Below are 12,227 nucleotides of genomic sequence, written 5' to 3'. Positions count from 1 at the left end.
AGCCTTGGCAACAATCTACAAAAGCGCGTCCCTCAACGAAGAGGCTCGCACCTCCCGATCGAACGGGACTTGGACAAAGGCGTCCTCGCTGGGCAACCAGCGGGACGCCTTTTTTGTTTTCCGTGATTTTTCGTGAGAGCCATACATGAAGAAGCTCAAGCTCGTGTTGATCGGAAACGGCATGGCCGGCGTGCGTACCCTGGAAGAGCTGCTGAAGATTGCCCCGGACCTCTATGACATCACTGTGTTCGGCGCGGAGCCGCACCCCAACTACAACCGCATCCTGCTCTCCCCGGTGCTGGCCGGCGAGCAGACCTTCGAAGACATCGTCCTCAACGACCTCAACTGGTACAGCGACAACGGCATCCGCCTGCTGCTCAACCGCAAGGTCACCCGCATCGACCGCCATTGCCGCCGCGTGATCGCCGAGGACGGCAGCGAGGCTGAGTACGATCGACTGCTGATCGCCACCGGTTCCAACCCGTTCATCCTGCCGGTCCCAGGCAACCGCCTGCGCGGCGTGATCGGCTACCGCGACATCGCCGACACCCAGACCATGATCGACACCGCCGGCAGCCATAGCCACGCGGTAGTCATCGGTGGCGGTCTGCTCGGTCTGGAAGCGGCCAACGGCCTGAAGCTGCGCGGCATGGACGTAACCGTGGTGCACCTCTCCGACTGGCTGCTGGAACGCCAGCTCGACCGCACCGCCGGCAAGCTGCTGCAAGGCGCGCTGGAGTCGCGCGGTATCCACTTCCGCCTGAACACCCAGACCGACGAACTGATCGACGACGGCAACGGCCACGTCTGTGCCATCCGCTTCAAGGACGGCGAAGTGCTCGCAGCCGACCTGGTGGTGATGGCCGCCGGTATCCGCCCCAATACCGAGCTGGCGGAAAAGACCGGCCTGCCCTGCAATCGTGGCATCCTGGTCAACGACACCCTGCAGACCTACGATCCGCGCATCTACGCCCTGGGCGAATGCGCCAGCCATCGAGGCATCGCCTACGGTCTGGTGGCGCCACTGTTCGAGCAGGCCAAGGTCTGCGCCAACCACCTGGCGATGCTCGGCTTCGCCCGCTACCAGGGTTCGGTGACCTCGACCAAGCTCAAGGTGACCGGCATCGATCTGTTCTCCGCCGGCGAATTCATGGGTGGCGAAGGCACCGAGACCATCACCCTCTCCGATCCCATCGGCGGCGTGTACAAGAAGCTGGTGATCAAGGACGACGTACTGGTCGGAGCCTGCCTCTACGGCGATACCGCCGACGGCGGCTGGTACTTCCGGCAGATCCGCGAGAACCACAACGTTGCCGAGATCCGCGACCACCTGATGTTCGGCGAAAGCAGCGTTGGCGACGTCGGCCACCAGGGCCAGAGCAGCGCGGCGAACCTGCCCGATACGGCGGAAGTCTGCGGCTGCAACGGCGTGTGCAAGGGCACCATCGTCAAGGCCATCCAGGAGAACGGCCTGTTCAGCGTCGACGACGTGAAGAAGCACACCAAGGCGGCCAGCTCCTGCGGCTCCTGCGCCGGGCTGGTGGAGCAGATCCTGATCAGCACCGTGGGCGGCGCGGCGGACGTGAAGCCCAAGAGCGAGAAAGCCATCTGCGGCTGCAGCGATCTCAATCACGGCCAGGTACGCCAGGCGATCCGCGACCATCATCTGACTTCTCTCAGCGCCGCCATGCGCTTCATGGACTGGCGCACCCCGGACGGCTGCGCCACCTGCCGCCCGGCACTGAACTACTACCTGATATCCACCTGGCCCGGCGAGGCCAGGGACGACCCGCAGTCACGCCTGATCAACGAGCGCGCCCACGCCAACATCCAGAAGGACGGCACTTACTCGGTGGTGCCACGCATGTGGGGTGGCGTGACCAACGCCGCCGAGTTGCGGCGCATCGCCGACGTCGCCGACAAGTACCAGGTACCGATGGTGAAGGTTACCGGCGGCCAACGCATCGACCTGCTGGGTGTGAAGAAGGAAGACCTGCCGGCGATCTGGAAGGACCTCGACATGCCCTCCGGACACGCCTACGGCAAATCCATCCGCACCGTGAAGACCTGCGTGGGCAGCGAGTTCTGCCGCTTCGGCACGCAGAACTCGACCCAGTTGGGCATCGATCTGGAACACGACCTGTTCAACATGTGGTCGCCGCACAAGGTCAAGCTGGCGGTCTCCGGCTGCCCGCGCAACTGCGCCGAGGCCGGCATCAAGGACATCGGCATCATCGGCGTGGATTCCGGGTGGGAGCTGTACATCGGCGGCAACGGCGGAATCAAGACGGAGGTGGCGGAGTTCTTCGTCAAGCTCAAGACCTCCGATGAAGTACGCGAGTACAGCGGCGCCTTCCTCCAGCTCTACCGCGAGGAAGCCTTCTACCTCGAACGTACCGTGCACTACCTGCAGCGCGTCGGCCTCGAACACGTCCGCAAAGCCGTGCTGGAAGACGCGGAGAAGCGCAAGGCGCTCAACGCACGACTGCGCTTCGCCCTGTCACTGGAGCAGGACCCGTGGCAGGAACGCATCGCCCAGCAGCCGCTGAAGAAGGAATTCGAACGGATTCCCCTGACGCAACTGGAAACCGCCTGAGAGCTCGCCAGGCCCCGCCAGAGGGGCCACTCCCACCCGCTTGCTGGAGACATCCCATGAACTGGTTCGACATCTGCGCCCTCGATGACATCAACCCCCTCGGCTCCCGTGTCGTGGCCGGCCCCAGGGGCGACATCGCGATCTTTCGCAGCGCAGACGACGAGGTCTTCGCCCTCGACGACCGCTGCCCGCACAAAGGCGGCCCGCTGTCTCAGGGCCTGATCTACGGCAAGCGCGTGGCCTGCCCGCTACACAACTGGCAGATCGAGCTGGAAAGCGGCGCAGCAGTAGCACCGGACCACGGCTGCGCCCATCGCCATGACGTGAAGGTCGAAGACGGACGCGTGCTGCTGGCGCTACGCGCCGCTGCGGCCCACTGCGCTTGAGGCGAGCGAGGGAGGCCCGCGCCATGAACCCGAACCGTCGTACCACCGCGTCCACCTGCTGCTACTGCGGAGTGGGTTGCGGCGTACTGATCGAGCACAACGACGAACGCATCCTTGGCGTACAGGGCGACCCAGAACATCCGGCCAACTTCGGCCGCCTGTGCAGCAAAGGCTCCACCCTGCATCTCACCGGCGACGTGGATGCCCGCGCGCAATTCCCTGAGCTACGGCTGGGCAAACAGCTGCCACGTGCCCGTACCGACTGGGACACCGCACTGGAGCATGCCGCCGGAGCCTTCGCCGAGACCATCCGCGAATACGGTCCGGACAGCGTGGCCTTCTATGTTTCCGGCCAACTGCTCACCGAGGACTACTACGCCTTCAATAAACTCGCCCGCGCGCTGGTCGGTACCAACAACATCGACAGCAATTCGCGACTGTGCATGTCCTCGGCGGTGGTCGGCTACAAGCGCAGCCTCGGCGCCGACGCCCCGCCCTGCAGCTACGAAGACATCGAACTGGCCGACTGCGTGATGATCGCCGGTAGCAACATGGCCTACGCCCACCCGGTACTGTTCCGCCGCCTGGAAGAAGCCCGCGCGCGCCGGCCGGAAATGAAGCTGATCGTCATCGACCCGCGCCGCACCGATACCGCCGAACAGGCAGACTTGCACCTGGCGATCCTCCCCGGTACCGACGTGGCGCTGCTTCACGGCATCCTGCACATCCTGCTATGGGAGGGCTGGGTCGACCGGGCATTCATCGACGCGCACACCGAGGGCATGGCTGAGCTCAAGGGGCTGGTGCGCGACTATGGCCCGCTGGCGGTCGCGCAAATCTGCGGCATCGCCGTGGACGACCTGCAACGCTGCGCCGAGTGGATCGGTCAAGCGCCGGCGTTCCTCTCGCTATGGTGCATGGGCCTGAACCAGTCGAGTTCCGGCAGTGCGAAAAACAGCGCGCTGATCAACCTGCACTTGGCCACCGGACAGATCGGCCGCCCCGGAGCCGGCCCGTTCTCGCTCACCGGCCAGCCCAATGCGATGGGTGGGCGCGAGACCGGCAGCCTGGCCAATCTGCTGCCTGGCCACCGCGAAGCTGGCAACCCCGAGCACCGCGCGGAAGTGGCGGCGTACTGGGGAATCGAGCGGCTGCCGGCGAGACCCGGCCTGAGCGCCATCGAACTGTTCGACGCAGTGCGCGAAGGGCGCATCAGGGCACTTTGGATCGCCTGCACCAACCCCGCACAGTCGCTGCCCGACCAGACGCGGGTACGCGAAGCGCTGGCGGCCTGTCCGTTCGTCATCGTGCAGGAAGCCTTCAGCACCAGTGAAACCTGTCAGTTCGCCGACTTGCTGCTGCCCGCCGCCACCTGGGGCGAAAAGGAAGGTACGGTCACCAATTCCGAGCGACGCATCAGCCACGTTCGCGCAGCGGTTCCTGCCATCGCAGAGGCACGTGCCGATTGGGACATTGCCTGCGATTTCGCCCGCCGGCTGGAGCGCAGGCTGCGTCCGGACGCCAGCAGCCTGTTCGACTTCACCTCACCCCACGCGCTGTTCGAAGAGTACAAGGGCCTGACACGCGATCGCGATCTTGATCTTTGCGGGATCGACTACTCGTTGCTGGATCGTCTCGGCCCGCAACAATGGCCGTTCCCCGCTGGCGCGGAACAGGGCACGGCCCGCCTGTACGGCAATGGCATCTTTCCGACAGCTAATGGCCGCGCCCGGCTGATCTCCGAACCCTACTGCGCACCGAAGGAGCGGCGTGAAGCGCGCTATCCATTGATCCTCAACACCGGCCGCCTGCGCGACCAATGGCACGGCATGACCCGCACCGGTACCGCGCCCCAACTGTTCGGCCATGTGGAAGAAGCCGTACTCGGCCTGCCCCCCGACGAACTGCGCCGCCGGCGGCTCACCGACGGTCAACTGGTGAAGCTGCACAGCCGGCGCGGGCAGATTGTCCTGCCGGTACAGGCCGATGACAGGCTGCGGCCAGGCCAGGCTTTCCTGCCGATGCACTGGGGAGAGCGATTCCTCAGAGGATTGGGTGTCAACGTCCTGACCCTGCCGGCAGTGGATCCGCTTTCCATGCAACCGGAACTCAAGCACGCGGCGGTGGAAGTCAGCCGGATCGATCTGCCGTGGCAGTTCTTCGCCCTTGCCGAAGGGCCGGTCCAACATCGCTTCGACTCCCTCCGCCCCCTGTTCGATGGTTTGCAGTACGCCAGCTTCAGCCCGACCGGCCGGGAGCGCCCGGCCCTGTTGATCCGCGCAGCGCACGATGAGGAGCCCAGCGCTGAATGGCTCGACGCCATCGACGCGCATCTAGGCTTGGTCGACGGCCCGGTGATGGCCTACGACGACCCACGCCGCGGGGTCGGCAGGCGGGTCCGTATCGAGCAATCGCGCATCGTGGCCCTGCGCCTGGCGGGAGAAACTGCGGCCAGCACCTGGCTACGGGAGTTATGGAAAGACAGCCGCGCCGACGAGGAGCTGCACCGCTGGCTGCTCGCTCCGCCCGGCGCCGCACCGGGCAAGGCGGTTGGCACGTTTGCCGACAAGACTGTGTGCAACTGCATGAATGTCAGCCAGAGCCGTATCCAGGCCGGTATTGAAAATGGACAGGATCTGGAGCAGCTCAAATGCCAACTCAAATGCGGGACCGCCTGCGGCTCCTGCATACCGGAAATCAAACGTCTGCTGGCCCAGCGCGCTATGGCCGCGAGCGCCTGAGATTCGCCGCATAACCGGCTGCCCGAGGAGAAGAATATGAGTGGAAAAGTCTGGCTGATCGGCGCGGGCCCGGGTGATCCGGAACTGCTGACGCTCAAGGCAGTGCGCGCGCTCGAACAGGCCGACGTGGTGCTGACGGACGACCTGGTTGATCCGGCAGTGCTGGAGCATTGCCCTGGGGCAAGGGTTATTTCCGTCGGCAAGCGCGGTGGCTGTCGCTCCACGCCGCAGGATTTCATCCATAGGTTGATGCAGCGATACGCCCGCCAAGGTCGCCGGGTCGCCCGTCTGAAGGGAGGCGATCCGTGCATATTCGGGCGCGGCGGTGAAGAAGCGGCATGGCTGGGTGCGCGAGGCGTGGCGTACGAGCTGGTCAATGGAATCACTGCAGGGCTGGCAGCCGCCACCCAATGCGGCATTCCGCTCACCCTTCGGGGCGTGAGCCGGGGCGTGACACTCATCACCGCCCACACACAGGATGACAGCGTATTGAACTGGCGCGGCCTGGCTGCGGCCGGTACGACGCTGGTTATCTACATGGGCGTGGCGAAACTGGCGGATATCCGCGACGGACTGCTTGAGGGCGGAATGACCGCGAGCACTCCAGTTGCAATGATCGAGAACGCGTCCCTGCCCAGCCAGCGCGAATGTCGCAGCCATCTTGCCGATATGCTGGAAGCGGCCCAGGGTTTCGCCCTGAAAAGCCCGGCGATCCTGGTTATCGGTGACGTCGCCGCTGCTTCGCAGCAGGTAGAACTGGCTAGAAGCGCCTGAGCGCTACTTTACGCAGGCAAAGAAAAACCCGGCCTAGGCCGGGTTTTTCTCGAAAGCTCAGACCACTTACTGCTTGGCTTGGGCTTCTACTTCGGCTTCTACGCGACGGTTGATGGCGCGGCCTTCGGCAGTTGCGTTGTCAGCAACCGGACGGGACTCACCGTAACCAACAGCGTTCACGCGACCGCCTTCAACACCGTACTCGTTGACCAGTACGTCACGAACGGCGTTTGCACGACGCTCGGACAGTTTCTGGTTGTAGGCGTCGGTACCGACGGAGTCGGTGTGGCCTTCAACGGTGGTGGAGGTGGACGGGTACTGCTTCATGAAGTCAGCCAGGTTCTTGATGTCAGCGTAGCTGTTCTCTTTAACCTTGGACTTGTCGAAGTCGAACTTCACGTCCAGCTGAACGCGAACGACTTCAGCAACGGCCGGGCAGCCATTGGCGTCAACGGTGACGTTGGCCGGGGTGTTCGGGCACTTGTCGACGTTGTCGCAAACGCCGTCGTTGTCAGCGTCGGAGCAAACTTCAGCAACCGGCTCCGGAGCCGGGGCGGCTTTGCCACCACCGAAATTCAGACCAACGCCCAGGCCGGCCATCCACTCGCCCTGGTGACCGTTGTCACGCTTCTCCAGGCCATACTGGCCGTCGAGGCTGGCCTTGGCGAAGAAGTTCTCGGTGAAGTAGTACTTCAGACCGGTACCAACCATAGCCATGGTCAGGTTCTGACGGCTGCCGTTGGCGTCGTGGATGTTGGTCAGGCTCTGATGGCCGATACCAGCCGACACGTACGGACGCAGGTTGCCAGCGCCCGGAGTACCGAAGTGGTAGATGGCATCCAGGGTGCTCAGGTTACCGTGGACCTTCTTGTTGCCGGTCTCGTAGGTGCCGCGAACGTCGTGGTATTCGCCGTAGGACAGAGCCAGCTCGACGTCGTCGGTCAGGAAGTAACCGACCGAGCCGCCGTACAGGTCGGCGTTCTTCATGTCGCGGGTGCTGTCGGTGAAGTAGCGCTTGCCGAAGGCCTCGACCTCGACCGCGCCCTGGCCTTGAGCAAAGGCGTTCACAGCGGTGGCGGCGATTACAGAGCCGACTACGACGCCAAGGGTGTTCTTCAGTTTCATCCGTTAAATCCCCATCTTGGTGGTCAATAAGTTGTCAAACCATAGGCCGTACAACTTGGTTGGCAAGTTTATCAGAACTTCCCAACCAAAGAGACAATATTTCCTGAACTAAGATTCCGTCGTACCGGAAAACTTTTCTCGCAATCGATCGAGTGCACGCTTGTAGCGCATTTTGGTAGCGCTCAGGCCCATGTGCATGATATCCGCAATCTCCTGGAACTCCAGTTCTGCCACAAAGCGCAAAACCAGAATTTCCCGATCGATGGGATTGACATGAACCAGCCAACGGTCTAGTCCGCCGCGCTCCTCAACCTTGGGAGCCTTCTCTTCGGAAGCCTCCTCCACCGGATCCAGACTCAGCGCATCGAGCAATCTGCGTTTGCGCCGTTCCTTCCGATATTGGGTAATGCACTCATTGTAAGTGATGCTGTACAGCCAGGTCTTGAACTTCGACTTTCCTTCGAAGTTCTTCAGACCATACAGAACCTTCAACATCACTTCTTGACACACATCATCGGCGTCCCGGTCGTTGCCCAGATATCGGGCACAGACATTGAACAGCGTGCGCTGATAGCGTCGCATCAGCTCTTCATAGGCCCGGGTCACGTGGAACAATTCCTCGTGAGAACGCTCCACCAGCTCCTCGTCGGTGAGCTGGCGCGGGTCATAGCGCAAGGACAGTGATTGCGGCTTGTTCAAGTCGGGTCGGGCCAGGTCAAGTCAGCTACCGATGCGGCTCCACGGGAGCGGCATCGGCGATCGGTCATCATCTCAGCGACTGGTCACGCGCTGATCGAGCAGGATTCGGTTGGCAATGGACACCAACTCGCCCTCCTCCGTCAGCAGGATAGTCTTGATGGTACCAATTTCTTCGATGATGCCTTCGACATCCGCGACTTTCACTTGTTGCCCAACCTGATACAGCTCACGCACATAAATACCCGCGATAATCTGGCCGGCCACTTCGCGACTGCCTAGGCCGAGTGCCAGCGCCGCCGCCAGACCGATGGTGATCAGCACGATGGCGATGATGTAGTTCAGCAGGTCGGTCTTCACCTCGAGCTGACCGATAGCCACCGAGATACTGATGATGATGACCAGCCACTGCGCCACGCGCCCCAGCCCATTGGCATATTCGAGACCGACGCCGTCGGCGGCACCGCGCACCAGGCTGTTCGCCAGTTGTGCAAGCAATACACCGACGATCAGCACCAGGGCCGCGCCGAATACCTTGGGCAGGTACAGCGCCAGCATGTCCAGTGTCGCGGAAACACGCTGGAGCCCGAGGGACTCGGCCGCGGACACCAGGAATACCAGCAGCACGAACCAGTAGATGATCTTGCCGATCAGGGTCGATACCGGGACCTGGATGCCGGCGCGAGCCAGCAGCTTGGTCAGGCCGGTGCCGGCCATCAGACGGTCCAGGCCGAGCTTGGCCAGGAGTTTGGAAAGCAGGGCATCGAGAAGCTTCGCGACGATGAAGCCGAGCAGCACGACCACCAGCGCGCCGAGCAGGTTCGGAATGAACCCGGCCAGTTTTCCCCACAGGGTATTCATGGCGGTGAGCAGGCTTTGCGTCCAGATGTCGAATTGCATGTTCAATCGGCCTTGTCAGCGGAAGGGGCGGAATTCTGCGCGCGACGCGAGACGGGTGCAAGATGGGCGGAGCCGCGGCTGACACCGATGGTCAGCGCTTCCAGCCAATGGCCCATCAGGCTGAACAGATCGCCCGCACCGACCTGGCGGTTGGCGGTCTTGAGCACGCGGCCCAGGCGCGAATCGTCGCCCGGCTGCTCCGGCGGCATCTTCAGCAGATCACGCAAGGATTCTTCAAATGGGTCGTGCATGCGCGCACCTCGCCTGTGTGAGGTGCTTGACGCCCCCACGAATTCACAAGTCACATCTAGAGCCAACGCAGCCGGCGGAAAATCCACCACTGGAAGGTGGCAATGCCGCCGATCAGCAGGCAGGCCACGGCGAAACCATACGGCGCGCTCGAGCCGGGAATCCCGCCGACATTGATCCCCAGAAGTCCGGTCACGAAGCTCATGGGGAGGAAAAAGCCGGTAATGATACCAAGCAGATACATGGTGCGGTTCATTCGTTCGGTAATTCGACGGTGTTCGGCTTCCTGGATCAGGCTGATGCGCTCGCGGATCAGCTCCAGCTCCTCGAGATTGCGGGTCAGCCGGTTGTACAACTCGTTCCAGTAGTCGGCGTCGTCAGCCAGCGTCCACGACAGCTTGAACTTCACCATCTGCGCGTAAATGTCGCGCTGCGGCGAGAGATACCGGCGCAAGCCGGCGGCACGCCGGCGCAGCATCCTCAACTGATGCTGGTCGGGAATGCTGCGCTCGTCTTCCTCGATGGCCTCTTCCATTGCGTCGAGCTGGTCCGCCAGGCCGCCGATCAGGGTGTCGACGCGGTCGGTCAGGTAATGCGCCAGGTACAGCACCACCTCCGAGGCCGTCTTCGGTCCGTGGCCGGCCTCCAGGTCCGCGCGCAGGTCGGCCACCGCCTTGAGCGGTCGCAGGCGCAAGGAGATCACCCGCTGCGACTCGGCATAGACGCGCAGCGACACCATGTCCTCGGGAACCGCACCGGGATTGAGGTTCACCCCGCGCAGGAACAGCAACAGGCGCTCGCCCCCCAGATCGACCAGTCGAGGCCGGGTCGCCTCCTCCAGCAGCAGGTCGCAGGCGAACTCATTGAGCCCGCTGGACTCGCGCAACCAGCTCTGCGCCTCGGGCACACCGCGGTCCCAATGCACCCAGAGACTCTCCTCCGGCTTAAGATCCAGCAGCGGCAGTTCGCTGCGCGCAACTTGTCGGCCACCACCGCGACCATCGAGCACGAAACCGTCGATCAAGCCACGCTCGGTGCCACTTTCGTACTGCTGCATGCCCTCTCCTGTGCCCCCTGGGAGACGCCCATGAAAAATGCCGGAAGCACTCGCTTCCGGCATTGACTCGAACCGCAGTCGGAGGTTCGCCTTATTCCGGCATTTTCAGCGCCTGGGGCGACACGATGATGCCGTTGTTGTCGGCATACACGAACTCGCCCGGGCGGAAGGTGATGCCGCCAAAAGTCACAGCAACGTTCAGGTCGCCGATGCCGCGCTTGTCGGTCTTCATCGGGTGACTGGCCAGCGCCTGCACGCCCAGGTCAGTCTGCGCGATCACATCGACGTCACGGATACAGCCGTACACCACGATGCCTTCCCAGCCGTTCTTGGCTGCTTTCTCAGCCAGCATGTCGCCCAGCAGCGCGCGACGCAGCGAGCCGCCACCGTCCACGACCAGCACCTTGCCCTTGCCGTCCTGGTCGACCTGTTCCTTGACCAGCGAGTTGTCTTCGAAGCACTTGATGGTGACGATCTCGCCACCGAAGGAGTCCCGCCCGCCGAAGTTGCTGAACATCGGCTCGACGACCTGGACCAGCTCCGGGTAGGCATCGCACAGATCGGGGGTGACGTAATGCATGGAGACGCTCCTCTTGATGAAAACCGGCGGGGCAAACCGGCCTGGATGTGACCGAAAGCCCCAATGGCGTCACAGTCTACTCGTTGCCGCGCCTCCTAGGAACGGCTCAAGCCTGCGCCAGAGCCGCCTGACTGGCCGGCAGGACGCCCTCCTCCAGCGAATGCCGCAGCAGGGGCCATACCTCACGCTGCGCACCTTTGCTGATCAGCATGTCGACATGCCCGAAATCTTCGCTGAAACCCTGCCGACGCCCCAGATGCAGGTACTCGCGCACCTCGGAGCCGAACTGCTGCAGCAGCTTGTTGCAGGCCCACGCCGGATCCTGGCGATCACCGTCCGACGCCACCGCCAGCACGGGTGTATGGACGTTCGCCAAGCCCGCCCACCAGTCGTTATCCTTCTCGCCGAATCGACCGAACAGACCATGCCAGCGCAGCGTTTCCAGTGCGAGGCCGGTTGGTTCGTCTTCCGGGCCACGCTTGAGCCGCGAGCCGGAAAGCCCGCCCATGCGCCGCAGCAGGAAGCGGCCGCTCCACTCGACCGGCGGCAGCTTCAATGGCCAGTAGGTACGGCTAACCTGGCTGCCACAGAGCGCCACACTGGCCGCCTGCTCCGACTCCAGGTAGCCGCCGCCAAGTGCTGCCGCAAGCGTGATGCCGCCCAGGGAGTGGCCGACCCAGTGAGGCGCCTGAACACTCTGCTCGACAACAAAACGGGCGATGGCCGGCAGGTCGAAGCGCGCATAGTCGGCCACGCGATTCAGGTCATAGTGGTGATTGCGTGGCGACAGGCCATGCCCGCGCATCTCCGGAATCCAGACATCGAAACCGGCCCGCGCCAGATAAGGCCCGAGGCCGATACCTCTGGGCGAATACCAGAAGCGCCTGTTGGAGAAGCTGCCGTGCAGCAGGATCACCGGCACGCCACGTGCGCCATCACGACACCCGATGCGAGTCATCGCCAGCTCGACGCTGGAATCGGGGCTGTTGCCAGGCTTGAGCCGGTATACGTCCTCGGTGAGATCGCCGCGGAGTTCTGCGCTCAGGAGCGCAACGGGAAAGAGTTGACTACTGCTTTGCATGGAATCGCTTGCACAAAAAAGGGCGGGTGATTCACCCGCCCT

At 63.3% G+C, this 12,227-nt stretch carries 11 protein-coding genes; 4 read left to right on the top strand and 7 right to left on the bottom strand.

All coding sequences use genetic code 11. The features are described 5' to 3' along the window. Positions 1-145: 145 nt before the first annotated feature. Genes nirB through cobA form a run of 4 tightly spaced genes read left to right on the top strand, consistent with a single transcriptional unit; the run spans position 146 to position 6,497 of the window. Positions 146-2,596 (top strand): nitrite reductase large subunit NirB, encoded by a 2,451-nt coding sequence (nirB, locus tag OU419_RS11925; protein WP_254473108.1) that lies wholly within the window; start codon positions 146-148, stop codon positions 2,594-2,596. Between the two features lie 56 nt (positions 2,597-2,652). Continuing rightward, a complete protein-coding gene (nirD, locus tag OU419_RS11920) occupies positions 2,653-2,982 on the top strand; it encodes a nitrite reductase small subunit NirD (protein WP_254473110.1) in 330 nt (109 codons plus the stop codon). Between the two features lie 23 nt (positions 2,983-3,005). Further along, a complete protein-coding gene (locus tag OU419_RS11915) occupies positions 3,006-5,723 on the top strand; it encodes a nitrate reductase (protein ID WP_254473112.1) in 2,718 nt (905 codons plus the stop codon). A gap of 36 nt (positions 5,724-5,759) precedes the next feature. Then, positions 5,760-6,497: a uroporphyrinogen-III C-methyltransferase gene (gene cobA / locus OU419_RS11910; RefSeq protein WP_254473114.1), complete on the top strand. Its 738-nt coding sequence runs from the start codon at positions 5,760-5,762 to the stop codon at positions 6,495-6,497. A 66-nt stretch (positions 6,498-6,563) separates the two neighbouring features. Here the strand turns inward: cobA and OU419_RS11905 are convergent, their stop codons facing one another. The 7 genes from OU419_RS11905 to OU419_RS11875 form a co-directional block, all read right to left on the bottom strand. Continuing rightward, positions 6,564-7,622 carry an OmpA family protein gene (locus OU419_RS11905; protein WP_254473116.1) on the bottom strand — a complete coding sequence of 353 codons (1,059 nt, stop codon included), beginning with the start codon at positions 7,620-7,622 and terminating at the stop codon, positions 6,564-6,566. A gap of 108 nt (positions 7,623-7,730) precedes the next feature. Further along, a complete protein-coding gene (gene sigX, locus OU419_RS11900; protein ID WP_254473118.1) occupies positions 7,731-8,321 on the bottom strand; it encodes an RNA polymerase sigma factor SigX in 591 nt (196 codons plus the stop codon). Between the two features lie 72 nt (positions 8,322-8,393). Then, positions 8,394-9,218: a mechanosensitive ion channel family protein gene (locus OU419_RS11895; RefSeq protein ID WP_254473120.1), complete on the bottom strand. Its 825-nt coding sequence runs from the start codon at positions 9,216-9,218 to the stop codon at positions 8,394-8,396. Between the two features lie 2 nt (positions 9,219-9,220). Beyond that, entirely contained in the window at positions 9,221-9,469 is a 249-nt protein-coding gene (locus OU419_RS11890; RefSeq protein ID WP_254473121.1) for a CrfX protein, read from the bottom strand. 56 nt (positions 9,470-9,525) lie between these two features. Next, on the bottom strand, positions 9,526-10,524 hold the full coding sequence (locus OU419_RS11885; RefSeq protein ID WP_254473123.1) for a zinc transporter ZntB: 999 nt from the start codon (positions 10,522-10,524) through the stop codon (positions 9,526-9,528). A 91-nt stretch (positions 10,525-10,615) separates the two neighbouring features. Beyond that, complete coding sequence (gene rraA, locus OU419_RS11880; protein ID WP_254473125.1) at positions 10,616-11,104, bottom strand: ribonuclease E activity regulator RraA; 489 nt, start codon at positions 11,102-11,104, stop codon at positions 10,616-10,618. 106 nt (positions 11,105-11,210) lie between these two features. Continuing rightward, positions 11,211-12,185: an alpha/beta fold hydrolase gene (locus OU419_RS11875; protein ID WP_254473135.1), complete on the bottom strand. Its 975-nt coding sequence runs from the start codon at positions 12,183-12,185 to the stop codon at positions 11,211-11,213. Between the last annotated feature and the right edge of the window lie 42 nt (positions 12,186-12,227).

The organism is Pseudomonas triclosanedens, assembly GCF_026686735.1.
Classification (GTDB): Bacteria; Pseudomonadota; Gammaproteobacteria; order Pseudomonadales; family Pseudomonadaceae; genus Pseudomonas; species Pseudomonas triclosanedens.
Note: the sequence above shows the minus strand (reverse complement) of the source record. Positions and strands in the feature narration are given on the sequence as shown.

Coding starts and splice junctions, on each gene's coding strand:
- nirB (WP_254473108.1), top strand. CDS start 146: ATGAAGAAGCTCAAGCTCGTGTTGATCGGAAACGGCATGGCCGGCGTG.
- nirD (WP_254473110.1), top strand. CDS start 2,653: ATGAACTGGTTCGACATCTGCGCCCTCGATGACATCAACCCCCTCGGC.
- OU419_RS11915 (WP_254473112.1), top strand. CDS start 3,006: ATGAACCCGAACCGTCGTACCACCGCGTCCACCTGCTGCTACTGCGGA.
- cobA (WP_254473114.1), top strand. CDS start 5,760: ATGAGTGGAAAAGTCTGGCTGATCGGCGCGGGCCCGGGTGATCCGGAA.
- OU419_RS11905 (WP_254473116.1), bottom strand. CDS start 7,622: ATGAAACTGAAGAACACCCTTGGCGTCGTAGTCGGCTCTGTAATCGCC.
- OU419_RS11895 (WP_254473120.1), bottom strand. CDS start 9,218: ATGCAATTCGACATCTGGACGCAAAGCCTGCTCACCGCCATGAATACC.
- OU419_RS11890 (WP_254473121.1), bottom strand. CDS start 9,469: ATGCACGACCCATTTGAAGAATCCTTGCGTGATCTGCTGAAGATGCCG.
- OU419_RS11885 (WP_254473123.1), bottom strand. CDS start 10,524: ATGCAGCAGTACGAAAGTGGCACCGAGCGTGGCTTGATCGACGGTTTC.
- rraA (WP_254473125.1), bottom strand. CDS start 11,104: ATGCATTACGTCACCCCCGATCTGTGCGATGCCTACCCGGAGCTGGTC.
- OU419_RS11875 (WP_254473135.1), bottom strand. CDS start 12,185: ATGCAAAGCAGTAGTCAACTCTTTCCCGTTGCGCTCCTGAGCGCAGAA.